At 70.3% G+C, this 26,236-nt stretch carries 21 protein-coding genes; 7 read left to right on the top strand and 14 right to left on the bottom strand.

Going from position 1 to position 26,236, the window contains the following annotated elements; translation table 11 throughout:
* Positions 1-5 precede the first annotated feature (5 nt).
* From HHX41_RS14675 to cimA, 4 genes are all read right to left on the bottom strand, one after another.
* Positions 6-659, bottom strand: coding sequence for a DivIVA domain-containing protein (locus tag HHX41_RS14675; RefSeq protein ID WP_169984211.1), 654 nt, complete (start codon positions 657-659; stop codon positions 6-8).
* Positions 656-1,777: a globin domain-containing protein gene (locus HHX41_RS41750; RefSeq protein WP_169984212.1), complete on the bottom strand. Its 1,122-nt coding sequence runs from the start codon at positions 1,775-1,777 to the stop codon at positions 656-658. Before HHX41_RS41750 ends, HHX41_RS14675 begins: the two co-directional genes overlap by 4 nt.
* The gene (locus HHX41_RS14665) at positions 1,778-2,158 is read right to left on the bottom strand and encodes a group 1 truncated hemoglobin (RefSeq protein ID WP_211592430.1); all 381 of its coding nucleotides are present in this window, start codon (positions 2,156-2,158) and stop codon (positions 1,778-1,780) included.
* A gap of 391 nt (positions 2,159-2,549) precedes the next feature.
* The gene (gene cimA, locus HHX41_RS14660; RefSeq protein ID WP_169984214.1) at positions 2,550-4,124 is read right to left on the bottom strand and encodes a citramalate synthase; all 1,575 of its coding nucleotides are present in this window, start codon (positions 4,122-4,124) and stop codon (positions 2,550-2,552) included.
* 568 nt (positions 4,125-4,692) lie between these two features.
* On the opposite strand from cimA, the gene HHX41_RS14655 reads away from it, so the two are divergent.
* The gene (locus HHX41_RS14655) at positions 4,693-4,971 is read left to right on the top strand and encodes a hypothetical protein (protein ID WP_182906415.1); all 279 of its coding nucleotides are present in this window, start codon (positions 4,693-4,695) and stop codon (positions 4,969-4,971) included.
* Between the two features lie 322 nt (positions 4,972-5,293).
* Entirely contained in the window at positions 5,294-5,806 is a 513-nt protein-coding gene (locus HHX41_RS14650) for a hypothetical protein (RefSeq protein ID WP_211592431.1), read from the top strand.
* Between the two features lie 124 nt (positions 5,807-5,930).
* Here HHX41_RS14650 and HHX41_RS14645 read toward each other — a convergent pair whose 3' ends face one another.
* From HHX41_RS14645 to serA, 4 genes are all read right to left on the bottom strand, one after another.
* Positions 5,931-7,022: a branched-chain amino acid aminotransferase gene (locus HHX41_RS14645; RefSeq protein ID WP_182906414.1), complete on the bottom strand. Its 1,092-nt coding sequence runs from the start codon at positions 7,020-7,022 to the stop codon at positions 5,931-5,933.
* A gap of 144 nt (positions 7,023-7,166) precedes the next feature.
* Positions 7,167-8,213 (bottom strand): 3-isopropylmalate dehydrogenase, encoded by a 1,047-nt coding sequence (locus tag HHX41_RS14640; RefSeq protein ID WP_182906413.1) that lies wholly within the window; start codon positions 8,211-8,213, stop codon positions 7,167-7,169.
* A gap of 76 nt (positions 8,214-8,289) precedes the next feature.
* The gene (locus tag HHX41_RS14635) at positions 8,290-9,486 is read right to left on the bottom strand and encodes an ROK family transcriptional regulator (protein WP_220504067.1); all 1,197 of its coding nucleotides are present in this window, start codon (positions 9,484-9,486) and stop codon (positions 8,290-8,292) included.
* Between the two features lie 476 nt (positions 9,487-9,962).
* Positions 9,963-11,552 carry a phosphoglycerate dehydrogenase gene (gene serA / locus HHX41_RS14630; protein ID WP_182906412.1) on the bottom strand — a complete coding sequence of 530 codons (1,590 nt, stop codon included), beginning with the start codon at positions 11,550-11,552 and terminating at the stop codon, positions 9,963-9,965.
* Positions 11,553-11,946: 394 nt separating this feature from the next.
* Between serA and HHX41_RS14625 the strand changes: the two genes are divergently transcribed.
* From HHX41_RS14625 to dacB, 5 genes are all read left to right on the top strand, one after another.
* On the top strand, positions 11,947-12,837 hold the full coding sequence (locus HHX41_RS14625; protein WP_169984219.1) for a hypothetical protein: 891 nt from the start codon (positions 11,947-11,949) through the stop codon (positions 12,835-12,837).
* Between the two features lie 124 nt (positions 12,838-12,961).
* Positions 12,962-14,386, top strand: coding sequence for an MFS transporter (locus HHX41_RS14620; RefSeq protein WP_182906411.1), 1,425 nt, complete (start codon positions 12,962-12,964; stop codon positions 14,384-14,386).
* A gap of 243 nt (positions 14,387-14,629) precedes the next feature.
* Positions 14,630-15,562 (top strand): CAP domain-containing protein, encoded by a 933-nt coding sequence (locus HHX41_RS14615; protein WP_220504066.1) that lies wholly within the window; start codon positions 14,630-14,632, stop codon positions 15,560-15,562.
* A 124-nt stretch (positions 15,563-15,686) separates the two neighbouring features.
* Entirely contained in the window at positions 15,687-16,223 is a 537-nt protein-coding gene (locus tag HHX41_RS14610) for a DUF1707 and FHA domain-containing protein (RefSeq protein ID WP_169984222.1), read from the top strand.
* Between the two features lie 100 nt (positions 16,224-16,323).
* Positions 16,324-17,937 (top strand): D-alanyl-D-alanine carboxypeptidase/D-alanyl-D-alanine-endopeptidase, encoded by a 1,614-nt coding sequence (dacB, locus tag HHX41_RS14605; RefSeq protein WP_182906410.1) that lies wholly within the window; start codon positions 16,324-16,326, stop codon positions 17,935-17,937.
* Positions 17,938-18,031: 94 nt separating this feature from the next.
* On the opposite strand, the gene ilvC is transcribed toward dacB, so the two are convergent.
* From ilvC to HHX41_RS14575, 6 genes are all read right to left on the bottom strand, one after another.
* Positions 18,032-19,024, bottom strand: coding sequence for a ketol-acid reductoisomerase (gene ilvC / locus HHX41_RS14600; protein WP_169984330.1), 993 nt, complete (start codon positions 19,022-19,024; stop codon positions 18,032-18,034).
* 57 nt (positions 19,025-19,081) lie between these two features.
* Entirely contained in the window at positions 19,082-19,606 is a 525-nt protein-coding gene (ilvN, locus tag HHX41_RS14595) for an acetolactate synthase small subunit (RefSeq protein ID WP_030506098.1), read from the bottom strand.
* A gap of 120 nt (positions 19,607-19,726) precedes the next feature.
* Positions 19,727-21,532, bottom strand: coding sequence for an acetolactate synthase large subunit (locus HHX41_RS14590; RefSeq protein WP_182906409.1), 1,806 nt, complete (start codon positions 21,530-21,532; stop codon positions 19,727-19,729).
* 296 nt (positions 21,533-21,828) lie between these two features.
* Positions 21,829-22,191, bottom strand: coding sequence for a hypothetical protein (locus HHX41_RS14585; RefSeq protein ID WP_182906408.1), 363 nt, complete (start codon positions 22,189-22,191; stop codon positions 21,829-21,831).
* Between the two features lie 135 nt (positions 22,192-22,326).
* Positions 22,327-24,963, bottom strand: a complete 2,637-nt coding sequence (locus HHX41_RS14580; RefSeq protein WP_310741992.1) for an EAL domain-containing protein — start codon at positions 24,961-24,963, stop codon at positions 22,327-22,329.
* Positions 24,964-25,263: 300 nt separating this feature from the next.
* Positions 25,264-26,184, bottom strand: a complete 921-nt coding sequence (locus HHX41_RS14575) for a 2-hydroxyacid dehydrogenase (protein ID WP_310741991.1) — start codon at positions 26,182-26,184, stop codon at positions 25,264-25,266.
* Positions 26,185-26,236 lie beyond the last annotated feature (52 nt).

Below are 26,236 nucleotides of genomic sequence, written 5' to 3'. Positions count from 1 at the left end.
GGCGGCTATCCGTACACCGACGGCGACGAGGAGCCGCCCGCCAGCTGCTTGGCCTGCTCGGGCACGTGGCCGAGCTTGTCGACCTCATGCGCGAGCCCCTCCAGGACCGCGCGCAACTGCACCTGCGTGACGTCCGCGAACGTCCGCAGATAGGCGATCCTGCGCTCCAGCTCCTCGGCCTCGGCGCTCTGCAACCCGTTGCCCGAGGCACGGTAGGCGCCGACCGCCTGGTTGGCGGCCTCCTCCGCCTGCCGCTGCGCCTCCATCAGGAGTTCCTCGTACTGCTGGCGGGCCTGGCTCACGATGCGCCGCGCGTAGTCCTCCGCCTCAGCGATCTGCGCGTCGGCGGTCTGCTGGGCTCGGGACAGGATGTTGATGGCGTCGACGTTCAGGGTCTGGGACGCGGCGGCCTGTTCCGGGTTCATGCCGTGTTCCTTGTACCACTGCTTCATGCGGTCGATGTACGCCCGCAGGTCCGCCTTCTCCTTGTCGCTGGTCGCCATGTCCTCCGCGACGCGGTAGAGGAACGTGCGCACCTCGTCCTCGCTGTAGCCGCGGCGCCCGAGCGAGGTGCGCGTGAACTCCTGCTTGCGTACCCGATCCGGGGTGAGGGGCTGACGCTCGCCCGCCGGGCTTCCCCAAGGCATCTCCGCCGTCATGACTCCCGACCTTTGTCGCTCGTGAACTCGTCGAAGTGGATCTGCTCGGTTGGCACGCCGGCGTCAAGCAGCCGTCCGACGGTCGCCTGCGCCATCTCCTCCGAGCCGCAGACGTAGACGTGCTGGCCACGCCATCCCTGCAGCGCGACGTCCACCGCGTAGCCGCGGTTGCCCCGGTAGAAGGGGTCGTGGGAGACGACCGGCACGACGTTCAGCCAGGGGTGCTCGGCGGCCATCTTGGCCATGGCCTCGTAGTCGTACAGTTCCCTGGAGTTCCGGGCGCCGACGACGAGGTCCACCCTGCGCGTCGGGCCCTCGTAGGCGATCTGCTCCACCAGCGCCTTCATCGGCGCGAGGCCGGTGCCGCCCGCGATCATGAGCAGGTCGCCCTGGACGTCCGGGGTGAGCGTCAGCCGTTCCCCCACCGCGGCGCCCACGCGCAGCATCTCGCCCCGCCGCGCGCCCATGACGAGCGCGGAGCTGAGCACGCCGCCGTCGACCATGCGGACGTGCAGGTCGATGGTGTTGTCCTGGCGCGGCGCGTTGGCGAACGAGTAGAACCGCCAGATGCGCGGGCGCACGGCGTAGGAGATCGACGCCGACTGGCCCGGCCGGAAGGGGTACTGGTAGTTCAGCCGGGCACGGATGACGGCGATGCCGAGGGTGCGCATCTCGTGGCCGACGATCTCCGCCTCCCACCAGGGCGGGGAGACCTTCGACGCGTCGTTGGCGGCGTCGACCATCACCTGGGCGACCAGGTTGTACGCCTGCGTCCAGTCGTGCGCGAGCGCGGGGGTCCACCGGTCCCCCATGAAGTGCTCGAGCGTGGCGAGCAGCGCCTGACCGACGGCGGGGTAGTGCGTCGCGGTCACCGCGAACTTGCGGTGGTCGCGGCCGAGCTGCTGCAGGACCGGGACGACCTCCTCGATCCGGTCGACGTTGCTGATGACACTCCCCAGCGCGGCCACGAGCTTGTCGCGCTGGCGCGCCATCGACACCGGGAACATGTCACGCACGTCCGGGTTCATCAGGAAGAGAACCGAGTAGAAGTACAGCGGCACCTGGTCACCCGAACGGGAGACGAGGTGCCAGCTGTCCTTGAGAGCCTGCGTATCCACTCAGTCGGCCGTTCCCGCGGGCTCGGCGACGATGGACGACTTCACCTTGCCGAGGACGAGGCCGACGTCGCGCAGGATGTCCTCGCCGACGCCGCTGTCCTGCAGGACCGCGAAGAGGTGCTCGCCCACCTTGTCGTAGTGCTCGGACGTGATGCCCATGCCGGCGTGGGCCTCGCCCAGGTCACGACCCTCGTACGGCTCCGGGCCGCCGAGGACCGAGCACAGCAGGACGACCATGTGCCGCTTCAGCCTGGGCATGTCGACGTCGACGAAGTACGGCTTGAGATCGTCGTCGCCGAGCACGCGGACGTAGAAGCGGTCGACGACATCGCGCACGACCGGTGCGCCGCCGATTTGGTCGTAATAGGACGAGGTGTTCACAGACCCTCCCATATCGGGTGCACCAGCGAGGGGGATGACTGCCGCCGGAGAATTCTCATACTCGGGGCAGTCACGCGGCTGGTCATGGTGACAGACGTGGCTCAGCTCCCACGACCCCCGGCCGCCTCCGATGGACAGATCAGAAGACGGGCGCGGGCACCGCGGGCCTACAGAGGTTGCGTGCGCAGATGCTTCTTGCCGTCACCCTCCGTTGAGCCAGAGCATTGGCGCTGAGGCTGGAACCGCGGCCGGCGTCGCCGATCGTGGCGATGACCGCCTCAGGGCTTTGCCTATCTAAGCACCAACTAGACTAAATGTCACTAAAACCACAGCATTCACCTGCGGAACGTGAGCACCGCTCACGCCATCGGACGGGAGGCCCGATCGCAGGTCAGGCGCTGTGCCCGGCCCGCAGCAGGCCGTACGTCACCGCCTGCTCCAGCGCCTGCCAGGACGCCTCGATGACGTTCTCGCCCACCCCGACGGTGGCCCACTCTCCGGTCGCGTCGCTGGAGGTGATCAGCACCCGGGTCACCGCGTCCGTGCCGTGGGTGCCCTCCAGGATGCGGACCTTGAAGTCGATCAGCTCGACCCCGGCGAGCTCGGGGTAGAGCTTCTCCAGCGCCAGCCGCACCGCCCGGTCGAGCGCGTTGACCGGGCCGTTCCCCTCGCCGGTCGCGATGATCCGCTCACCCTTCGCGTGGAGCTTGACGGTCGCCTCGCTGATCACGTCGCCACCGGGACGGCGCTCGACGATCACCCGCCACGACTCGACCGTGAAGTAGCGCCGGAGCTCGCCGTCGACCGTGTCGCGCAGCAGCAGCTCGAACGACGCGTCGGCCGCCTCGAACGTGTGCCCCTTGGCCTCCAGATCCTTGACCCGCTCGACCAGCCGCCTGGACTGCTCCCCGCTGAGCTCGTAGCCCAGCTCGCGGCCCTTCAGCTCGACCGAGGCGCGGCCCGCCATGTCGGAGACCAGCATCCGCATGTCGTTGCCGACCTCGGCGGGGTCGATGTGCTGGTAGAGGTTCGGGTCCACCTTGATCGCCGACGCGTGCAGGCCCGCCTTGTGGGCGAAGGCCGACGTGCCGACGTACGGCTGGTGCGAGTTCGGCGTGACGTTGGTGACCTCGGTGATCGCGTGGGCGATACGGGTCATGTCGCGCAGCGACTGCGGCGGCACGAGGTCGAAGCCCCGCTTGAGCTGGAGGTTCGCCACCACGGTGAACAGGTTGGCGTTGCCGGAGCGCTCACCGTACCCGTTGGCGCAACCCTGCACGTGCGTGGCGCCGGCCTTGACCGCGGCCAGCGTGTTGGCGACCGCGCAGCCGGTGTCGTCGTGGCAGTGGATGCCGATGCGGGCTCCGGTGCCGGACGCCTCGTGCACCACGTCGGCCAGCTCGTCGGGCAGCATGCCGCCGTTGGTGTCGCACAGCGCGACCACCGACGCCCCCGCCTCCGCGGCCGTGCGCAGCACCTCCAGCGCGTACGCGGGGTTGGAGCGGTAGCCGTCGAAGAAGTGCTCGGCGTCGAGGAAGACGCGCTGGCCCTCCGCCGTCAGGTGGGAGACCGTGTCGCGGATCATCGCGAGGTTCTCCTCCAGCGTCGTGCGGAGGGCCAGTTCCACGTGGCGGTCGTGGCTCTTGGCCACGAGCGTCACGATCGGCGCGCCGGATTCGCGCAGCGCGGCCACCAGCGGGTCGTCGGCGGCCTTCACGCCCGCCCGGCGGGTCGCGCCGAACGCGGCGAGCTGCGCGTGCTTCAGGTCGAGCTCGGTCTGAGCCCGCCGGAAGAACTCGGTGTCCTTGGGGTTGGCGCCCGGCCAGCCGCCCTCGATGAAGCCGACGCCGAGGCCGTCCAGGTGACGTGCGATGGCCAGCTTGTCGGCGACGGTGAGGTTCAACCCCTCCTGCTGCGCGCCGTCGCGGAGCGTCGTGTCGTACACATGGAAACGATCGTCGGCCATCTCTGTGTCTCCTTCGCGGGGTTGTGTCTCGCCGCGCGCTCATCGGCCTGTGGATCGGCTTGAGGCCCAAACAAAAAGACCCCTCACGGACGTGAGAGGTCTGCGCGCCGGCGATGTCCTTCAGCCGGCGCGCCTGCCGATAATGAGCAGACCGTAGTACATGGTGCTGAGCAGTTTGCCACAGCCGGTCACCCTCTGGCACATCGATCTCATAGTACGAGATGTCCGGGAGTGTTCGCGCAGGTCAGGGCGGCCACGACCACATGCGACGACCAGGAGGGACGCCACCGGACCGGCGTCCCGGCGTACGCGGGGGCGCACCCGCCCGGCTGTGCGGCGACGGATCACGCCTGGGCGTGGCCGAATAAACCCCATATGCCAACAAATTTGGCCACCCAAAGAACGCGCAATTGTTTCCACCGGTGATGGCCTCATTCCGCAGCACGCGCCCGGCCGGGGGAAACAACGGGAAGCAACCATCACCACGATTCAGAAGGCAGGTGCTGCGGGGAAAATGTGTCAGTGTCACGAGAAGGCCAGACTCACCGGCACGGCAACCGTGCGCAGGTTGACGGCCACCGCCATCGTGGTCATGGCGGCCACCGCCGCGATGGCCGCCCAACCGGCCGCCGCCGCCAATGGCGGCGGCGGAGCGGGCAACAACGGAAACGGAAGGCGCAACGTCAGCTACAGCGCGGGCAGCGCACCCATCTACCAGAGAGGTGTCCAGAACGTCGCCGTCAACGCGAGCGGCAAGACCAACGCGCAGTTGGCGGCGTGCAAGAGGCTCTCTCAGCGGGTCTGCAACGTCAACCAGCGCATCTCGGCGCCGTCTTCTGGTTGGTGACCCCGACCGCAAACGGCCACACGACCAGATCACGTGGCCGTTTGCAGGGAGATCGCCGGAATTATTCGTCGCTCCCGGCAACGACGCCGTAATAACCTGCCATACGGATGCGAGACACACGATCAGCGCCCCTTCGGCGAGTACGCTCGCAAAGCGGTTCGTATTCGCGAACCTCTTCGCCAGGACTCGTTTTCATACAGCGGCTTTCACACAGCGGCTTTCATACAGCAGGGGGCGACGAATGACTTGTCGGCGCGGCGGCGGGGCGTTCAAAGGCAGACTCGCCGGTTTCCTTCTCCTCGGCACTTCGGCTGCGACCGCCTTGGTCACCGGCGTCGGCGCACTCGGGGCCGCCGCCGACAACGGGCACGGGCGCGGCGACCGCGCGGAGCGGAACGTGGTGGCCCCCACCGGCAAGGATCCACGCGACCGCCCCGACACCAAGCTGTCCGTGGAGGGGTCCACGCGCAACCGCGGCTACCAGCACACGAGCGCCAACACCGCCGGCGGCTCCTCGAACGTGCAGAACGCGCTGTGCCGGCGCTCCCGGGTCTGCAACATCACCCAGCACGTGACCGTCACCGGTCCGCGCGAGACCGAGCGGCCCGCGCTCAGGCCGACCCCGGTGCCCACGGTCACCGTCACCGTGACAGCGACGCCCAGCGCACCGGCGCCCGCCGCACCGGCACCCGTCGCGACCGCGGCGCCGTCGTGCCCCGCCCGGTCCCTGATCCGGGTCGACGCCAGGGTCAGCGTGAGCGCCGGTCTGATCGGGGGACTGGTGTCGCTGTCCACCCTCGGGAAGAGCACGGCCTGCCCGGGCCTGTCCGGCTGAACCAGGCCCGCGAGTACGGCTCCGGAAGACCACACCGCCCCCCACGGTGCGCCCACGGCCTTAAGGCGGGGCGCACCGCGACAAGGAGCAGCGGGACGGTGAGCGCCCTGCGGCGCCGCGACCGTCAGCAGATCTTGTGGATCCAGTGGTGGGCGTCGGGGCGGCTGCCGTACTGGATGCCCACGAGTTCCTCGCGGATTTTCATCGTGACCGGCCCGGGGGTGCCGTCGCCGACGGTCCAGCTCCGGTCGACGCCCTTGACCGAGCCGACGGGGGTGACCACGGCGGCGGTGCCGCAGGCGAAGACCTCGGTGAGCTCGCCGGACTCGCAGCCCGCCTGCCAATCCTCGATGGAGACCTTGCCCTCCTCCACCGTGTATCCCAGCTCTCCGGCCAGGCTGAGGATCGAGTCGCGGGTGATGCCGGGCAGCAGCGTCCCGGTGAGCGCCGGGGTGACGAGGCGGTCGCCGAAGACGAAGAACAGGTTCATCCCGCCCATCTCCTCGACCCACCGGTGCTCGAACGCGTCGAGCCAGACCACCTGGTCGCAGCCCTCCTCGACGGCCTGCCGCTGGGCCACGAACGCCGCCGCGTAGTTGCCGCCGCACTTGGCGAACCCGGTGCCGCCGGGCGCGGCGCGGGTGTACTCGGTGGACAGCCAGACCGAGACCGGCTTGAGGCCGCCGGTGAAGTACGACGCGGCGGGCGAGGCGATCACCATGTACTTGTAGCTCCGCGAGGGGTGGTTCACCCCGAGGGCGGGCTGCGTGGCGATCATGAAGGGCCGCAGGTAGAGGCTGTGGCCGTCGGTGGTCGGCACCCAGTCGCGGTCGGTCTGCACGAGGAGCTCGAGCGACTCGACGAACGCCTCCTCGGGGATCTCCGGCATCGCCATCCGCAGCGCCGACTGGTTGAACCGCGCCGCGTTCGCGTACGGCCGGAAGGCGACGATCGAGCCGTTCGACTGCCGGTACGCCTTGAGCCCCTCGAACAGCTCCTGCGCGTAGTGGAACACCGACGTGGCGGGGTCGAGGACGAGCGGACCGTACGGCTGGAGCTTCGCGTCGTGCCAGCCCTCCCCCTCGGTCCAGTCAATGGAGATCATGTGGTCGGTGAAGACCTGACCGAAGCCGGGGCTCGCCAGCACCTGCTCACGCTCGGCCGCGCTGCGGGCCTGCGGATTGAGCTGCACGTCGAACCTGAGGTGGGTGGTCATGGCGAGGTCCTTCTCTCTTCGTCGTCGTAGTAATTGTGCGACGAGACGGCTAAGGGAAAACTAGGGCATTCGGCAGGTATGAAAAAGCGCATGGCGGCCCATACCGGGCCGCCATGCGCGTGAGGTCGGGATGAGCGGCCGGGATCAGCCGGCTACTCGGGCGGCGATGTCGTCGCCGATCTCGCGGGTGGAGCGCGCGGTCCACGCGCTCTGGCGCTCGATCAGGTCGTCGGCCACGGCCTGCTCGACGCGGGCCGACGCCTCGGCGTGGCCGAGGTGGTCGAGGAGCATGGCGACCGACAGGATCGTGGCGGTCGGGTCGGCCTTGCCCTGGCCCGCGATGTCCGGCGCGCTGCCGTGGACGGGCTCGAACATGGACGGCGCCGTGCGGGCCGGGTTGACGTTGCCGCTGGCCGCCAGGCCGATGCCGCCGGCGACCGCCGCGCCGATGTCGGTCAGGATGTCGCCGAACAGGTTGTCGGTGACGATCACGTCGAACCGCTGCGGCTGGGTGATGAAGAACATGGAGGCGGCGTCGACGTGGCAGTAGTCGGTCTCGACCTCGGGGAACTCCACGCTGAGCCGGTCAACGGTGCGCGCCCACAGGTCGCCGGCGAACGTCAGCACATTGGTCTTGTGGACCAGCGTCAGCTTGCGGCGCGGCCGGCTCAGGGCCTTCTCGAAGGCGTAGCGCGCGACGCGCTCGACGCCGTACGCCGTGTTGAACGACTCCTGGGTGGCGATCTCATGCGGCGTGCCGCGGCGCATCACGCCGCCGGCGCCGGCGTACGGGCCCTCGGTGCCCTCACGGACGACGATCATGTCGATGTCCTCGGGGCGGGCCTCCCCGAGCGGAGTCGTCACGCCGGGGAAGAGCTTGACCGGACGGAGGTTCACGTAGTGGTCGAGCTCGAAGCGCAGGCGCAGCAGCAGCTCGCGCTCCAGGATGCCGGGCGGCACGCTCGGGTCGCCGACGGCGCCCAGCAGGATCGCGTCGTAGCCGCGCAGCTCGTCGAGGACCTCGTCGGGAAGCGTCTGCCCTGTCGCGTGGTAACGCCTGGCCCCGAGATCGTACTCGGTGGTCTCGGACTTGACGCCCGCGGCGTTGAGGACCTTGAGGCCTTCGGCGACGACCTCGGTGCCGATACCGTCACCGGGGATCACTGCCAGGCGGATGTTGCTCGACTCCATGCGTGTACCTTACCGGTTGTCTCGGAGATCGAAACACGATCTCACCATTCGGTCCATGTCCGGGCAAGTGCGCTCGTCAGGCGGGTCCCGCCGCGACGGCACGCTCGAAAACGAGGTCGCGCGCCGTCGACAGCCCGACCGCCAGCGCCCCGAGGATCACGGCGTCCGCCCCGAGCGCGGACACCTCGATCCGCGGCGGCGTGAGGGCCACCAGCGTCCGCAGCCGCTCCGCCACCGGACCGGCGAGCAGGTCGCCGGCCTGCGCGCCGATGCCGCCGCCGAGCACGACCAGCTCGGGATCGAGCACGGCGATCACCCCGGCGAGGGCGCGCGCGACGTGGTCGGCCTCGGCCGCCACCACCGCGCGCGCGACCGTGTCACCGCCGCGCGCGGCGTCGAAGACCTCCTTGGCCGTGGCCGCCGTCATGCCGAGACGTGCCGCCGCCGCGACGACGCCGTCGGCGGAGGCCACCGACTCGAACATGCCACGCCTGCGGTCGAGACCGGGGACGTCCTCGCCCACCGGCAGGTACGAGATCTCGCCGGCCGCTCCCCGGGCGCCCCGGTAGAGACCGCCGTCGATGACCACGCCCATGCCGACGCCCGTCCCGATGGACACGAGGACGAAGTGGGAGATCCCCTTGCCCAGGCCGTAGGCGCCCTCTCCCACGGCCGCGAGGTCGACGTCGTTCTCCACCGTGTACGGCGAGCCCGTGACACCGGCCAGCGCGTCCACCGCGCCGGGGCGTTCCCAGCCCGGCAGATTCGGCGCGAGCCGCAGCGCCCCGCTCTCCTTGTCGTGGATCCCGGGGGTGCCGAAAACGGTGACGGTGACGTCACCGGGCTGCAGGCCGGCCTCCGCGACGAGCTCGGCCGCCATACGCACCAGTTGCTCGCGCGCACTCTCGTAGGAGTGCGCCCGCGACGGCTCCTGCCCACGCGCCACGACGTCGCCCACGAGGTCGGCGAGCGCGAGCCGCACGGTGGTGCGGCCGAGGTCGGCGGCGAGCACCCAGCCCGCCTCCGGCCTGATCTCGTAGAGCAGCGCGGCACGGCCGGCGCCGCCGGTGCGCAGCCCGACCGGACGGACGAGCCTGGCACGCTCCAGGTCGGCCAGCGCCATCGAGATCGTCGGCTTGGACAGTCCCGTCACCTGGGCGAGCTCGGGGCGCGAGGCCTTACCGAGGCGGAAGATCTCGGTGAACACCGCCCGCTGGTTGATCAGCCGGAGCAGGCTGGTCGTGTTCGCGGCCCCACCGCCGATGCTCACCACGCCATCAAGATTGGCACATCACATCCGCCGGTCCCGCCGGGGTCAGCGCTGCGGAGCGCCCCCGTTGTCACGGCGGTCGAGCGCGATCTGCAGGGCCTCGGCCGCCTCGTTCTCAGCGTCTTCGGAACGACCCCAGGGATACATGTCGTACATGGCGATTCTCTCTCTTGACGGAGGAATGCTGAGAGCGGACCCGCTCGCGCGGATCCGGGAACGTCGGCCGCCGGTGGAACGCGGGTCACGCGTCACGAGCGAGCCGAAGGCCGGCGGCGCGGCGCTCCGCGACGGGCCGGCCTGCCCTGATCAGGCCCCGTCGCGGCAGGTAGAAGTGCGGGGCGCCTCGTCATCGCAAGACTACCCCACAATCTCGTAGGACGACCTAGTATCTCACTTGGTGAGACGCCGTCCGTCGGCCGGGACAACAGAACGGCCCGGCGCGCAGGGCGCCGGGCCGTCCGGTGAGCGGGTTCCCGGTGTCAGTCCTCCAGGTCGACCGTGCGGCCGCTGTCGGCGCCGATCTCCCCAGCGATCTGCTCGACGACGTCGGACGGGATCGCCGTGTCGACGGTCAGCGCGATGAGCGCCTTGCCGCCCTTCACGTCCCGGGAGACCTGCATGGAGGCGATGTTCACGCTGTGCTCGCCGAGCAGGCGGCCCACGATGCCGACGATGCCGGGGCGGTCGGCGTAGGTGAAGAAGGCCAGGTGCTCGGTCGGCTCGATCTCCATCGCGAAGCCGTTGACCTCGACGATCTTGGTGATCTGCCGGGGACCGGACAGGGTGCCGGAGACCGAGACCGTACGGCCGTCGGCGAGCACGCCGCGCACCGTGACGACGTTGCGCCAGTCGGGGCTCTCCGCGCTGGTGACCAGCTCGACCACGACGCCGCGGTCCTTGGCCAGCAGCGGCGCGTTGACGTAGGTCACCGCGTCCTCCACGACGTCGGTGAAGACGCCCTTGAGCGCGGCCAGCTCCAGGACCCGCACGTCCTGCGCCGAGATCTCACCGCGGACCTCGACGACCAGGCGGGTGGCCACCTCGCCCGCGAGCGCGGTGAAGATGCGGCCCAGCTTCTCGGTGAGCGGCAGGCCCGGCTTGACGTCCTCGGCGACCGCGCCGCCCTGGACGTTCACCGCGTCGGGCACGAACTCGCCGGCGAGCGCCAGCTTGACGCTGCGGGCGACCTGGGTGCCGGCCTTCTCCTGGGCCTCGTGGGTGGAGGCGCCGAGGTGCGGCGTCGCCACGACCTGGTCGAACTCGAACAGCGGGCTGTCGGTGCAGGGCTCCTTGGCGAAGACGTCGATGCCGGCGCCGGCGACGCGGCCCTCCTTGAGGGCGGAGTAGAGGGCGTTCTCGTCGATGATCCCGCCGCGGGCGACGTTGATCAGCCGCACGGTCGGCTTGACCATGTGCAGCTCGCGGTCGCCGATGAGACCGACGGTCTCCTTCGACTTCGGCAGGTGGACCGTGATGAAGTCGGCCTGCTGGAGCACCTCCTCCAGCGAGGCCAGGCGGACGCCCATGGCCGCCGCGCGGGCCGGCTGCAGGTAGGGGTCGTACGCGATGAGCTCGACGCCGAACGGCTGCAGGCGCTGCGCGACGAGCTGGCCGATCTTGCCGAGGCCGAGAATGCCGACGACCTTCTCGTCGAGCTCGACGCCGGTGTACTTCGAGCGCTTCCACTCGCCGCCCTTCAGCGCGGAGTGCGCCTGGGCGACGTTGCGGGCGCTGGCGAGGATCAGCGCGACCGTGTGCTCGGCGGCGCTGGTGATGTTGGACGTCGGGGCGTTGACGACCATGACGCCGGCCTTGGTGGCGGCCTCGACGTCGACGTTGTCCAGGCCCACGCCGGCGCGGGCGACGACGCGCAGCTTGGGCGCCGCGGCGACGGCCTCGGCGTCGACCTGGGTGGCGCTGCGCACGATCAGAGCGTCCACGTCGGCGAGGGCGGGCAGCAGCTGCGACCTGTCGGCGCCGTCGGTGTGCCGGACCTCGAAATCCGCGCCGAGCACGGCGAGACCCGCTTCTGAGAGCTCTTCTGCGACAAGTACGACGGGCTTGTTCACTGGGTTGAGTCCTTCGTGAAGTGCGACAGCGCGGACGACGTGAGTCTATCCGGGCCTTGTGAAAGCTCTCACGAGCGCCCGGCATACGAGATATCCAAGGTCACGGCGGTGTCGCGGCGACGCGACGACCCGGTCTCAGATCGCGCAGCGCCTCGTCGGCCTCCTCCGCGGCCCCGTACGGCCCGCGCGGCCGGCGCCCTGGGGATTCGGAGAACAACGCGGAGAGACTGCCGGGACGCGGGGGGTGCGTGAGGCTCGCTCACGTGCGGGCACAGTCGGTCGATGTACCCCGGCGACCGTGATCCCATACGGACTGTCGCCATCTTGGTATTGATCGCACCTAATCTTCGGGATTAGCCTGATTCGCCATGGTCCAGTCCCTATCGTTCAGGCTATGAGCATCGGGAACCCCTCCCTGGGCGACGTTCTCGCGCGGCATGGCAGCCCCCGGCAACTCCTGGCGGCCCTCGCGGAGTGGGGCATCCTGGTGGCGGTCCGTCCCGACCGCTCCGTGGTGCTCGGCACGACGCAGAACGGCGAGCGTGTTCTGTTGGGCTACACGGGACCGGCGACCTACGCCCGGCACCGTGGCAGCCACTCGTTGTCGGCGTGCGACGCCGACACCGTCCTCGACATCCAGCGCGTCACGGGCGTGCGCGAGATCGTGATCGACGCGGCCGGTCCCGCGGCCGCCGCCGTGCCGATCGACGACCTGCGGCGCTATCTGGAGGAGACCCGCACCGGTCCCACTCCCGCGTTGTCGGCCATGGGCACGGCCGCCCCGACGGCGTACGCCACCGGGGCGATGGCGACCGTGACCCGCGCACAGGTCGGCAGGCAGGCTCCTCCCCCGCCGCCCGCGCCCGCCCCGGTGCCGGCGGCGCCCGCCGCGCTGCCCGCGCAGTGGGTCCCCGCCCCTCGCCAGCACCTGTCGGGGGCGATGCAGGTGGTGGACCCTGGCTACCGGAGGACGCGCCATCCGATCCTGCCGGCGCTTCGGGTGGCGGTCGCCGAGCTGCTGCCCGAATACCCCCACATCCACCACGTGTGGATCTCCGAGTCGCGGACGGCGGCGGGGCTGTGGGGGATCATGCTGCACGTCAAGGTGCACACCCTCGGAGCCGACGACATCGTCAAGGACCTGCACCGGCGGGTGCGCGCCCGGCTGCCGCAACTGGCGGCCAGCGAGGCGCCGGTGCTCATGGCCCGGGTCGCCGACGCCCACACGGAACGCCGGTTGATCGAGATCGGCGCCCACGTCGTCTGTCCCGACGTGCGCGACTGATCGCCCGGTTCCTCTCCGATCTCCGCCGGCGCGTTCCGGCGGAGATCGAGGGGAGATCACGCAGCGGCCGAACCGTTGCGGGACGGTCCTTCCGAACAGGCGCTTGCTCGGCTTGAATGGCGCCATGGTCTCCACCGCGGCGACGCCCTCCCCGTCGAAGGTCCCCCTGGGGGTTCGCCTCGGGTACGCCGTCGGCTCGTTCTGCACGGCCAACTTCTCCACGATCCCCGGGCTGCTGCTGCTCTTCTACATGACGAACGTGCTCGCGGTGCCGGCCGCGTTCGCGGGCGTCGTGCTCTTCCTGCCCAAGGCCTGGGACCTGGTGGCCAACACCCTGGTCGGCCGGTGGTCGGACCGCACGGTCTCGCGCTGGGGACCACGCCGGCCCTGGCTGCTCGCGGGCGCCGTGGTGCTGCCGGTGTCGTTCGCCCTGATGTTCGCCGGGCCGCCGCTCACCGGCATGACCGCCGGCCTGTACGTGGGCGTCGCCTTCCTCGCCGCCGCTACCGGCTACGCCCTGTACGAGGTGCCGTACAAGGCGATGCCCGCGGAGATGACCACGGACTACCACGAGCGGACCTCGCTGCTGCAGTGGCGCATGGTGCTCATCGCGATCGCGATCGCGATGAGCGGCATCCTCGCGCCGACGATCGCCGGCGAGACGGCCGACGGGTACCGCACCATGGGCGTCGTCTTCGGCGTGATCCTGCTCGTCTCGATGCTGGGATCGTTCTTCGGCACCGCCCGCGCCCCTTTCACCGGCCAGCAGAAGTCCGAGGGCACGCTGCGGGAGCAGCTTTCCGCCGCCCGCACGAGCAAGCCGTTCATGTGGCTGCTCGGGCTCAGCTCCGCGCAGACGCTGGGGGCGGGCGTGATGCTGGCCGGGGCGCCCTACTTCGCCGCCTACGCGCTGGACGACACCTCCGCCACCACCACGCTCTTCGCGGCCCTCGTGGGGCCGATGCTGGTCACGATGCCGCTGTGGGTGTGGCTGGCCCGCAAGCTCGACAAGCGCGGCGCGATGCTCCTGTCCGGATCGCTGTTCACCGCGGGCGCCCTGCTGATCCTCGCGACGCCCGCGCTCGGCTCGCTGTACGCCCACCTGTGCGTGATGATCGTGGGCATCGGCTACGCGGGCCTGCAACTGCTGCAGTTCTCCATGCTCGCCGACGTCATCGCGTACGACGGCGTGGTGAGCGGCGAGCGCAGGGGCGGGGTCTTCACGGGCCTGTGGACCGCGGTGGAGAACGCGGTGTCGGCGCTCGGGGCGACCACGTACGGCTGGGTGCTGACCGCGGGAGGCTTCATCTCCTCCGATCCCGAGCACCCGGTGACCCAGCCGGACACCGCCCTCGTCGCGGTGGTGATCGGCGTGACCGCGGTGCCCGCTCTGATCACGTTCGTGGGCGTGCTGATGACCCTCAGATACAACCTGACCGCCGACCGCCTCGCCGCCGCCGTCGGTGCGGGCGGGACCCCGGACCCGGCGGCCGCCGGGCGGCACGACGGGCAGCCCGCGGACGGCGAAGCGGTCAGGACCGAGGACTGAGCCGAGCCCGCCCCGAGCCCCGGGGCGGGCTCCGGACGACCTTAAGCGGCTCTCAAGGCGGGCCTTCGACGATCACGCCGTTGACCTGCGAATTATGCGACATCGATGTCTGTATACGGCATAAGGGATGTTTAAGAGAAGGTAGATTCTTTCGGGTTTTGACCGATTTATCCCCACATGTCGGTCTGTTGCGCACCATAATGACGACTTCCCCAGCGTCTAACCCCCACTGGAGGAATGATCGTGAACAGAGCGCTCGGAGCGGTCCTGTGTCTCGGAAGCGTCGCGGCCGTCGGCATGGCGGCCGCGCCCGCTCAGGCCGAGGCCCAGCACAGGGGCTGCCGGGTCGCCGCCGCGAAGCCCTACGTCGCCCTGGACGGCAAGATTCGCGCGGCCGGCTCACGGGCCGGCTGCGTCGACGACGCCCGTTTCCGCGTCCGGCTCGTGAGCAGCAGGCCCGGCCCCGACCGCGTGGTCAAGAGCGGCTCCAAGGTGGTCAGGAACGCGCGTGTCGTCGTCGCCCTGACCTGTGTGGACGGTGCGTACTACAGCGTGGTCACGGACTACCGCGGCCACGTGTCACGGTCGAGGCCGGTGCGCCTCGACTGTGACGTCCCCACTCCCGTTCCCTCGGCCACCGCTTCCCCGGCACCCACCGCCGTCCCCACGGCGAGCCCCTCCGCGGTCCCCGCCGCGAGTCCCTCCGCAGTCCCCACCACGAGCCCCTCCGCAGTCCCCACCACGAGCGCCCCCGCCTCCGCCACTCCCAGCGCCTCTCCCACGAGTGGCTCGGCCGTGGGCACCGCCGTCGAGAACGAGGTCGTGCGCCTCACCAACCTCGAGCGGGCCAAGGCGGGCTGCGGCCCGCTGAAGCACGACGCGCGGCTCCGCGCCGCCGCGTACGCCCACTCGGCTGACATGTCCGCGAAGAACTACTTCGACCACACCTCGAAGGACGGCCGCTCCTTCGCCGACCGCATCACGGCCGCCGGTTACACCTGGCGGGCGGCGGCGGAGAACATCGCCAAGGGCTACGGCACGGCCCAGGCGGTGGTGCAGGGCTGGATGAACAGCCCCGGGCACCGGCAGAACATCCTCAACTGCAACTACACCGACATCGGGGTCGGGTACGTGGCTTCCGGCGCGTACTGGACCCAGGACTTCGGCCGGCAGTAGAGACGCCACCGGTTCGACCGGAGCGGGGACGCCACGCCCGGCGACCCCGCTCCCGGGCCGGGATCGAAGGGGATTACGGCGGTCTTCTGGACACCTCGGACCACTGCGACGGATACTTCCAATCATGAGCTCTCCCCCGGTTCGCGCCTCGGACGGGGACCGCGAGCGCGCGCTCAGCGAGCTCCGCGACCGGGCCGCCGAAGGACGCCTGTCCATGGAGACCTTCGTCGGCCGGGTGGACCTGGCGCTTCGTGCCCGCAACCGCAACGAGCTGGACGAACTGGTCGCCGACCTCCCGCACCGCGGGCGCTGGCGTAGAAGGATCACCGACGCCGTCGCCTCCGTGTCGGAGCTGAGCAACCGGATCGAGTCCGCCTGGCGGCGTCCCCGGCTGCCCCGGCTCGCCCTGCCCGCCGACGGCCGGGCCCGCTACCTGGTCGGCCGCGGCTCCTCCTGCGACCTCGTCCTCGCCGACCTGACCGTCTCGCGGGTCCACGCCGAGTTGCGGCGGGAGCACGACGACTCGTGGCTGCTGGTCGACCTCGGCTCGATGAACGGCACCCGGCTGAACGGCTGGCGCCTGGTCGGCCCCGCGCACGTACGGGCCGGCGACGAGGTGGCCTTCGGCGACTGCGTGTTCCTGGTCTCGCTCCCGGCCTGATCGCGCGACCTGAGACACCACCTAATACGTACATTTTCGTATTGATGCCTGGGCGCGGCTCACCGACGATCGCGGAAAGCCACTCACCCGGGAGCGGACTGTGCGGTTGTCACGACGAATCACGACCCTGCTGGCCGGAGCCGTCCTGGCCATCGGGATCACCGGCTCCGGCGCCCCCGCCGGCGCCCGGGACCCGGCCCCCGGCGTCGCGGACCTGACCCGCGACCTCGACCAGATCCTCGCCGACTCCCGGCTGGCCCCCGCGCGGGCGGGCGTCGCCGTACGCGCCGCCGCCACCGGCGAGGACCTCTACTCGCTCGACGCGGACAAGCTGTTCGCCCCCGCCTCCAACACCAAGCTGCTCACCTCGGCCGCCGCCCTCGACACGCTCGGCACCGACTTCCGCTTCACGACCGACGTGCTCGCCGCGTCCCGCGTGGGCCGCACGGTCACCGGGGATCTCACGCTGCGGGGCACGGGCGACCCCACCCTGCTCGCCGCCGACTACGACGCACTCGCCGCCAAGGTCGCGGCGGCGGGCGTGAAGCTCGTCACGGGACGGCTGGTCGCCGACGACACCTGGTTCGACGACGTGCGGCTCGGCACCGACTGGGCCTGGGACGACGAGCCGTACTACTACGCGGGGCAGATCTCCGCGCTGACCGCGGCGCCCGACACCGACTACGACGCGGGCTCGGTGATCGTCTCGGTCGCGCCCGGAGACGGCCCCGGCAAGGCCGCCAAGGTGTCGACCACGCCGGCGACCGGCTACGTGAAGATCGTGAACAGGGCCGTCACCGGCGACGAGACGGACGTGCTCGTCGAGCGGCAGCACGGCACCGACACCGTCGTGGTCAGCGGCACGGTCTCCGAGCCGTACGACGAGTGGGTCGCGGTGTGGGACCCCACGCTCTACGCGGTCACGCTGTTCCGGGAGGGGCTGGCCCGTCATGGCGTGAAGGTGCTCGGGCCGACCGTGCGCGGGACCGCCCCGGCGAAGGCGGCCACGATCGCCTCACGCCGGTCGATGCCCCTCGGCGAGCTGTTCGTGCCGTTCATGAAGCTGAGCAACAACATGCACGCGGAGATCCTCACCAAGGCGATGGGACGCGAGGTGTCCGGCGCGGGGACGTGGGCGGCGGGCCTCGCCGTGACCACCGCGTTCGCGCAGGCGAACGGTGTGAAGACGCTGCGGCTGCGGGACGGCTCCGGCCTGTCCCGGGTCGACGCCCTGACGCCCGCGGGCATCACGGCCCTGCTGGCGGCGGTGCGCGGCAAGCCCTGGTTCCCCACCTGGTACGCCGCCCTGCCGATCGCCGGGGAGGCGGACCGCATGGTCGGCGGGACGCTGCGCAGCAGGATGCGCGGCACGGCGGCCGCCGGGAACGTCCACGCCAAGACCGGCTCACTGACCGGCGTGACCGCACTGTCGGGCTACGTGACCAGCGCGGACGGGGAGCAGCTGGTCTTCTCGGTCATCAGCAACGGCTACCTGTCCGGCCCGCCGAGAGATCTGGAGGACCGGATCGCCGTCAGACTGGCCCAGTTCAGCAGGAAGGCCCCTGTGAACGAAACGGTGAACGAAACGGTGGACGAGACGGCGGCCGCGCGCGGCACGACTTCCGGGTCCTCGCCGCAGGAGGCCGCCCCGTCGTCCCCGCGAACGCCCGCCGGTGACCTCGAATGCTCCTGGCTCAAGCCCGTGCAGTGCTGAAGCGTCCGGCTGGTAGCCGGCGAACGCGACGCGGCGCCGCTCCCCACCTCGTCGGCAGGGCGCGGCGCCGCGGTCACGCAGGCGTTCGCGAGCGTCAGGCCTGCTCGCCCTTGAGCCAGCTCATCATCGGGCGGAGCTTGGCACCGGTCTGCTCGATCGGGTGGACCGCCAGCTCCTCGCGGTGGCGCTTGAAGTTGGTCTGGCCGGAGTCGAACTCCTCGACCAGCTCACGGGCGAAGCGGCCGTCCTGGATCTCGTCCAGGATGCGGCGCATCTCCTTCTTGGTCTCCTCGTTGACCACGCGCGGGCCACGGGTGTAGCCGCCGTACTCCGCGGTGTCGGAGACCGACCAGTACATCTTGGAGACGCCGCCCTCGTACATCAGGTCCACGATGAGCTTCATCTCGTGGAGGCACTCGAAGTACGCGACCTCCGGCTGGTACCCGGCCTCGATCAGCGTCTCGAACCCGGCCTTGATCAGCTCGGAGACGCCGCCGCACAGCACGGCCTGCTCGCCGAACAGGTCGGTCTCGGTCTCCTCGGTGAAGGTGGTCTTCAGCGCCCCGGCGCGGGTGCCGCCGATGCCCTTGGCGTACGACAGCACGAGCGGCCAGGCGCTGCCGGTGGCGTCACGCTCGACGGCGACCAGGCAGGGCACGCCACGGCCGGCGGCGTACTGACGGCGGACCAGGTGACCCGGGCCCTTCGGCGCCACCATCGCGACGTCGACGCCCGCCGGGGCCTCGATGAGGCCGTAGCGGATGTTCAGACCGTGACCGAAGAACAGCGCGTCGCCCTCGACGAGGTTCGGCGCGACGTGCTCGGCGTACAGGTGCCGCTGGATGTGGTCCGGCGCGAGGATCATCGTGAGGTCGGCCTCCTCGACGGCCTCGCCCGGCGACAGCACGCGCAGCCCGTCCGCCTCGGCCTTCTCCCGGCTCTTGGAGCCCTCGGGCAGGCCGACCCGGACGTCCACACCCGAGTCGCGCAGGCTCAGCGCGTGGGCGTGGCCCTGGCTGCCGTACCCCAGAACCGCGACGTGGCGGCCCTGGATGATCGACAGGTCGGCGTCGTCGTCGTAGAAGATCTCAGTCACTTGCTTGCCTTTCACGGGTTGTCCGTCGCGACGTGCCTGCCATAGGAGCTATGCGCTGCGGTCGAGGGCGCGAAGCGAGCGGTCGGTGATGGAACGGGCACCGCGGCCGATGGCCACCATGCCCGACTGCACGAGCTCCTTGATGCCGTACGGCTCAAGGACCCGGACGAACGCCTCCAGCTTGTCGGTCGTCCCGGTGACCTCGATCGTGACCGCGTCCGGGGCCACGTCCACGCAGCGCGCCCGGAAGAGGTTCACGAGTTCGAGGACGTGGGACCGGCTCTCGGAGTCGGTCCGCACCTTGATCAACATCAGCTCGCGCTGCACCGACTGGCTGTTGTCGAGCTCGACGATCTTGATGACGTTGACCAGCTTGTTGAGCTGCTTGGTGACCTGCTCCAGCGGGAGGTCCTCCACGTTCACGACGATGGTCATCCGCGAGATGTCGTCGTGCTCGGTGGGTCCGACGGCCAGCGAGTCGATGTTGAACCCGCGCCGGCTGAACAGGGCGGCGACCCGGGCCAGCACGCCCGGCTTGTTCTCCACCAAAACGGACAGCGTGTGGCGGCTCATGCCCTCTCCTCGCCTTCGGCCCGGAGTGGCATTCGCCAGACGCTGTGCTCACTGATTCGCTCGCTGCGCTCGCTCATGCCCTCTCCTCGCACTGCTGGTCGTTGTCGCTTCGGGCGGGGCTCATTCTCCGCCCTCCCAGTTCGGCGCCATGTCACGGGCGTACTTGATGTCGTCGTTGCTGGTGCCGGCGGCGACCATCGGCCAGACCATGGCGTCCTGGTGCACGACGAAGTCCACCACGACCGGCACGTCGTTGATCTCCATGGCCTTGCGGATGGTCTCGTCCACGTCCTCCGGACGCTCACACCGCAGGCCGACACAACCGTACGCCTCAGCGAGCTTCACGAAGTCCGGAATTCGCTTGACGCGCTGCAGGTCGGTGTTGGAGTAACGCTCGTCGTAGAACAGCGTCTGCCACTGGCGGACCATGCCGAGGTTGCCGTTGTTGATGACGGCGACCTTGATCGGCACACCCTCGATGGCGCAGGTGGCCAGCTCCTGGTTGGTCATCTGGAAACAGCCGTCGCCGTCTATCGCCCACACGACCTTGTCCGGGCAGCCCATCTTGGCGCCCATGGCGGCCGGAACCGAGAAGCCCATCGTGCCGGCCCCGCCGGAGTTGATGAACGTCCCGGGGTTCTCGTACCTGATGAACTGCGCGGCCCACATCTGGTGCTGGCCCACGCCCGCGGTGTAGATCGCGTCCGGGCCCACCAGCGCGCTGAGCCGCTCGATCACGTACTGCGGGGCCAGCGACCCGTCGGCGAACTCCTCGTAGCCCAGCGGGTAGGTCTCCTTGTAGCCGTTCAGGATCCGCCACCACTCGGCGTAGTCGCCCTTGCGGCCCTCGGCCTGCTCGGTCCGCACAGCGGTGATCAGGTCGCCGATCACCTCGCGGCAGTCGCCCACGATCGGCACGTCCGCGTGCCGGTTCTTGGAGATTTCCGCCGGGTCGATGTCGGCGTGGATCACCTTGGCGTGCGGCGCGAAGCTGGACAGCTGCCCGGTGACCCGGTCGTCGAACCGGGTGCCGAGCGCGATCAGCAGGTCCGAGCGCTGCAGGGCGCCGACCGCGGACACGCTGCCGTGCATGCCGGGCATACCCATGTGCTGCGGGTGGCTGTCGGGGAAGGTGCCCCGCGCCATGAGGGTGGTGACGACCGGGATGCCGGTCAGCTCGGCCAGCTCCAGCAGCTCGGCCGCGGCCCGGGCCTTGTGCACGCCGCCGCCGACGTAGAACACCGGCCGCTTCGCCTCGCTCATCAGCCGGGCGGCCTCGCGGATCTGCTTGGAGTGCGGCCGGGTGACCGGGCGGTAGCCGGGCAGCTGCATGACCGGCGGCCAGGAGAAGGTGGTCGTGGCCTGCAGGGCGTCCTTGGCGATGTCCACGAGGACCGGGCCGGGGCGGCCGGTGGCGGCGACGTGGAACGCCTCGGCGATGGTCCGCGGGATGTCCTCGGCCTTGGTGACCAGGAAGTTGTGCTTGGTGATCGGCATCGTGATGCCGGAGATGTCGGCTTCCTGGAAGGCGTCGGTCCCGATCAGCGGCGTGGCGACCTGGCCGGTGATCGCGACGATCGGCACCGAGTCCATGTAGGCGTCCGCGATCGGGGTGACCAGGTTGGTCGCCCCCGGACCGCTGGTGGCCATGCAGACACCGACCCTGCCGGTCGCCTGCGCGTAGCCCTCGGCCGCGTGGCCGGCACCCTGCTCGTGCCGTACAAGCACGTGCCGAACCTTGGTCGAGTCGTAGAGGGGATCGTAGGCGGGGAGGATGGCGCCGCCCGGGATCCCGAACACCGTCTCGACCCCGACCTGCTCCAGCGCCCGCACGAGGGCCTGGGCACCTGTCATTTTCTCGGTCATCGGCTCGTTCCTTGTGGCTGAGCTTGCTGTGGCTGGGCTGCTTGGCGTGACTCCTGGCATAAAAAATGCCCCATCCGCTGTGCGGAGCTGGGGCGCGCGCAGGACCGAGTGCTTCGTCAGGCTGCGCGCCTGCGAAGTACTACGAGAATCCCACCGCTATGCATGGCTACACGATGTCCGATGGACCGCCTCCGCGTCAAATCATCTGGGACGCCCGTCTCGCCATCCAAGACACCCACAACGGACTCCCCAGGCTATGCCACCGGTGCCCCTCCGCCGTCCCGGGAACCCCGAGCGAGCCGGAGGAGCGCGCCGCCGGTCCGCCCAGGTGATAAATGATCTGGCGTTCACAGAGGCTAGAAGCAGTATTTCCGGGGGGTGCGTCCCGAGGCCTCGATCTGGACGATCTTACTCTCGGAGCTGCGGGGGGCCGTGAGGATCATCGCAATGTGCAGCTTCTTGCCAGTGTGGCTGCCGCTGCCGCCGCCGCAGACGGAGCGCGCCTGCTTGGTGAGGTGGTGGAAGCGGTAGATGACCTTCTTCCAGTTCTTCTTCGGCGTCATGACCATCCACGCCTCACCGTCAGTCTTCTCGTCCTTGCAGTGGCTGACGCCCTGGCAGGGGTGGGTGTACTGCCTGACGGACGCCTCGGCTGGATGGGTCAGCAGCGCTCCTGTGACTGCCATGGCCACCAGGCCCAGGGCAAAGGTCTTCATCATGTGCATTTAGATGTTCGTGGCAACCTCAAGGTTCGGGCTGTCTGGGCTTACTTGTCATGCGTCTCGCCATCGCTCTGCGCTCAGTTGACTACGTCGACTGGCGAGCAAACCCGGTAAACCTTCCCGGTCACCGCACTAGGCGGTGTTCTGGAGGGTGGTGGTGGGCATCAGGGAGTCGACGCCGCGTGCGGTCATGGGACGGGCCACCAGGTAGCCCTGGCCACGCGTGCAGCCCATCTTGCGCAGCAGGTCGAGTTGCTCCGGACGCTCGATGCCCTCGGCGACGACGATCAGGCCGAGGTCGTTGCCGAGTTGCACGATCGTCTTCGTCAGCAGGGTCAGCGTGTCGTCGCGGCCGAGCCCGGAGACGAACGACGGGTCGATCTTGATCATGTCGACCGGCAGCTGGCGCAGGAACGCGAGCGACGCGTAGCCGGTGCCGAAGTCGTCTATGGCCAGCCGTACGCCGAGGGCCCTCAGCTCCGACAGCCTGCTGATCATGTCCCCGGCGTCGTCGACCAGCATCTCCTCGATGACCTCGAGGGTCAGCACGCTGGCGGGCAGTCCGCTCTCGCTCAGCGCCTCGGCCACGGTCTCCACGAAACGCGGGGCCATGATCTGCCGCGCGGACAGGTTCAGCGCCAGCCCGATGTCCCAGGACGACGCGCGCCAGGCGGCGACCTCACGGCACGCCTCGCGCAGGATCCACTCGCTGAGCGGCACGATGATCCCGGTGTCCTCGGCGGCCCCGAGGAACTGCTCCGGCGGTACGAACGTGCCGCCCCGCCACCAGCGCACCAGTGCCTCCACGGCGGTCACCTGCGACGTGGCCAGGTCGACCACGGGCTGGTACTCGATCGCGAACTGGTTCTCCAGCAGCGCCCGCTGCAGGTCGGAGGCGATCTCCAGGCGGCGCAGCACGTCGGCGTGCATGTGGGTGGCGAACACCTCCACGCGGCGCCCGCCGAGCTCCTTGGCCCGCGACATCGCCACGTCGGCGTTGCGCAGCAGGTCTCCGGGGGGCAGGTCCTCCTCGGCGAACGCCACGCCGACGCTGGCCGTCAGCGCGATGTCCCGGTCCGCCACCCGGAACGGCTCGTTGGAGACCGCGCGGACCAGCCGTTCGGCCAGGTCGATGGCGGTCTGCGCGTCGGTGCCGCCGGACGCGCCGCCCTCCAGCAGCACCGCGAACTCGTCCCCGCCCCACCGGGCGAGGGTGTCGTCGGCCCGTACGGCCGAGCGCAGGCGGCGGGCGGCCTGGCCGAGCAGGTGATCGCCGCTGGCGTGGCCCACGGAGTCGTTGACGGAGGTGAAGCCGTCGAGGTCCAGGAAGATGACCGCGGTCCCGCCGGCACCGCGGCGGGTGAGCACGTCGCGGGCGCGTTCCTCGAGGTAGGCCCGGTTGGGCAGCCCGGTGACCCCGTCGTGGAAGGTCAGGTGGGTGACCTGGTTGCGCAGGGCCACCTGGTCGCTGATGTCGCGGATCGTGACCAGGACGAGGTCGTCGTCGCGTACGTGGCGGGCGGCGACGGACTCCGTGGGCCGCCAGGTGCCGTCGGAGGCCCGGAACCGGCAGGAGATCCGGGTGCCGCCCTCCTGCTCGGGCCCGTCGTCCTCGTCCGTCATGCGGTCGAGCAGGGCCTGTACGGCCGGCAGGTCCTCGGGGTGGATGTAGTCGAAGATCGGCCGGAAGGCGAGGTCCTCGGGGCGGTAGCCGTACGTCGTCTCGAGGCCGGGGCCGACCTCCTGGACGACCCCGCCGGGGTCGCACACGAGCACGACGTCGCCGGTGTTCTCGGCGAGCCTGCGCAGTTGCTGCTCGCCGACGTCGACGAGGCGGCGCATGCCCGCGGTCTCGACGAGGAGCACGAACAGCCGGCCGAGCAGGACGAGGACGACCGAGGCGGCCACGACCGCCAGGGCGGCGTCGCGGCTGCTGCCCAGCACGTACAAGGTGGCGATCACGGTGGCGGCGGCGACGAGCACCAACGGGGTGGCGGCCGTCAGCGCGGCGGGCAGCGGCCTGACCGGCCGGACCTCCTGCACCCACGGCGTGACCGCGAGGACGAGCAGCATCGCCGGGACGACGAGCCCGGCCGCGAGCGGCGGGGTGTCGCCGCCGAGACGGGCGAGGGCCGTCGCCATCTCCGCGACCGTTATCGCGGTGAGCACCCCGACGCCGGTGAGCCCGACCACCCGGTTGCCCGACCGCGACGCGACCACGGCCGGTGTCACCGCACAGGTCGCGAGCAGGCAGACCACGGGCAGCGCGAGCGCGACGAAGAACGCGCCGGTGTCCTCCGCCCTCCTGAACGCCGGGCCGAGCACGGCGACCCAGGCCACGGCGAAGACCGACGCCGCGCCCAGGTAGGCGTCGGCGGCCTGGCGTATCACCCCGCGCGTGAACGCGGGTGGTTTCACCGACAGCCCACAGCCGATCGCGAGCAGCACGGAGCCGACGAGCATGAGCAGGTCGGCGAACGTGAGCACGAACGGCGTGCCGTCCGCCACGGGCCGCAGGCCGACGCCGAGGAGCCAGGTCAGCGACCCGGCGGCCATCCAGCGCCAGGCGCCGGGCTGGCGCCGGTGGGCAGGGACGACGCGGGTGGCGGCCATGATCAGCGAGGTGGCCGCGAGCAGGCCGGTGACGACCCCCGCGATCGCGGTCACGACCGGCGCCGAGCCTCCGGTGATCAGGGCCACGACGACCGCCACCGCGCCGAGCCCGGCAGCGGTGGTGACTGGGACCCGGGGGTCACGCCTGACGTTCACGCGCGTCGCCTCTACACCTGTCGCCGCTTCACCACCGGCCGTCGTGTCCTCCGGGATTTCGGCGGAGGCCGGAGTCGTTTCAGCGTCGCCGGATCCGGTGGGGTGTGCCGTCACTGCCCCTCCCGTTCTCGACTCGGCTTTACTCTCCCTGTCACATTGCCAGTGTGCGCACAGCCGCTGATCGAGAGGGGGACAACGGGCGAGTCGTCACCGATCTGATAACCAGCCGCGCACGCTGAGCTTCAGCGTACGCACCCCAGGTCACGAGGCAGCCACGTTCCGGAATCCTTAATGGAGCGGTCAGTAATGCCCGGTGATCATGTTAGCGAGTGGACGGCCCGTCAGATGACGCACGACCTGTTCCCGCACGAGTCTCCGCATACGCCGTACGGACGCGGGCGTGCTGCCGGCGACGTGCGGGGTGATGAAGACCCCCGGAGCGGTCCAGAGCGGGTGATCGGACGGCAGCGGTTCGACGGGGGCGACGTCGAGCGCCGCCAGCAGCCTGCCCGACCGCAGCTCGGCCAGCAGCGCGTCGGTGTCCACGACCGATCCGCGGGCGGCGTTCACCAGCAGCGCGCCGTCCTTCATCCGGGCGAGGAACCGGGCGTCGACCAGCCCGGCCGTCCCGGCCGTGGCGGGCACCAGCAGCACGACCACGTCGGCGGCGGGCAGCAGCGCCGGCAACTCGTCCTCGCTGTGGACGCCGTCCCGGGCCGTGCGCGCCACCCGCACGATCTCCACCTCGAACCCGGCCAGACGCCGTTCGAGCGCCTCGCCGATCGAGCCGTAGCCGACGATCAGCACGGTGGAGTCGGCGAGGACACCGGTGTGGTGGTAGGCCCACTCGCGCCTGGCCTGCGCGGCCGCGAAGCCCGGGAACTCCCGCAGCACCGCGACCATCGCGCCCACGGCCCACTCGGCCGTGCCCGCGTCGTGGACGCCGCGGGCGTTGCACAGGACCGCCTTCGGCGGCACGTGCGGCAGGTAGGGCTCAACCCCCGCCGTCACGGTCTGCAGCAGGCGGAGGTTGGTCATGCGGCCCAGCAGGGCGGGGGTGTCCGGCACCGGGACCAGCGGAGGCACCCAGATCTCCACCTCCTCCGGCGGGCCGGGCGGCGGCGTCCTTCCGTCGTACACCGCGCAGTCGAGGGCAGGGAGCCCTTCGGGGAGCTCGGAGAGGGCGTCGGCGATGTCCTGTGAGGCGACCCAGATCTTCACGAGGAACAACCTAGGGAACCTGCGCCCCCGCCCGCGAGTATGGGTACGTGAG

Origin of the sequence: Microbispora sp. H13382, from assembly GCF_014161445.1 — a bacterium.
GTDB lineage: Bacteria > Actinomycetota > Actinomycetes > Streptosporangiales > Streptosporangiaceae > Microbispora.
The sequence above is the reverse complement of the archived record's forward strand: the minus strand, read 5'-3'. Positions and strand labels throughout refer to the sequence as shown.

Coding starts and splice junctions, on each gene's coding strand:
- HHX41_RS14675 (WP_169984211.1), bottom strand. CDS start 659: ATGACGGCGGAGATGCCTTGGGGAAGCCCGGCGGGCGAGCGTCAGCCC.
- cimA (WP_169984214.1), bottom strand. CDS start 4,124: ATGGCCGACGATCGTTTCCATGTGTACGACACGACGCTCCGCGACGGC.
- HHX41_RS14645 (WP_182906414.1), bottom strand. CDS start 7,022: ATGACCACCCACCTCAGGTTCGACGTGCAGCTCAATCCGCAGGCCCGC.
- HHX41_RS14640 (WP_182906413.1), bottom strand. CDS start 8,213: ATGGAGTCGAGCAACATCCGCCTGGCAGTGATCCCCGGTGACGGTATC.
- HHX41_RS14625 (WP_169984219.1), top strand. CDS start 11,947: ATGAGCATCGGGAACCCCTCCCTGGGCGACGTTCTCGCGCGGCATGGC.
- HHX41_RS14620 (WP_182906411.1), top strand. CDS start 12,962: ATGGTCTCCACCGCGGCGACGCCCTCCCCGTCGAAGGTCCCCCTGGGG.
- HHX41_RS14610 (WP_169984222.1), top strand. CDS start 15,687: ATGAGCTCTCCCCCGGTTCGCGCCTCGGACGGGGACCGCGAGCGCGCG.
- ilvN (WP_030506098.1), bottom strand. CDS start 19,606: ATGAGCCGCCACACGCTGTCCGTTTTGGTGGAGAACAAGCCGGGCGTG.
- HHX41_RS14590 (WP_182906409.1), bottom strand. CDS start 21,532: ATGCCAGGAGTCACGCCAAGCAGCCCAGCCACAGCAAGCTCAGCCACA.
- HHX41_RS14585 (WP_182906408.1), bottom strand. CDS start 22,191: ATGATGAAGACCTTTGCCCTGGGCCTGGTGGCCATGGCAGTCACAGGA.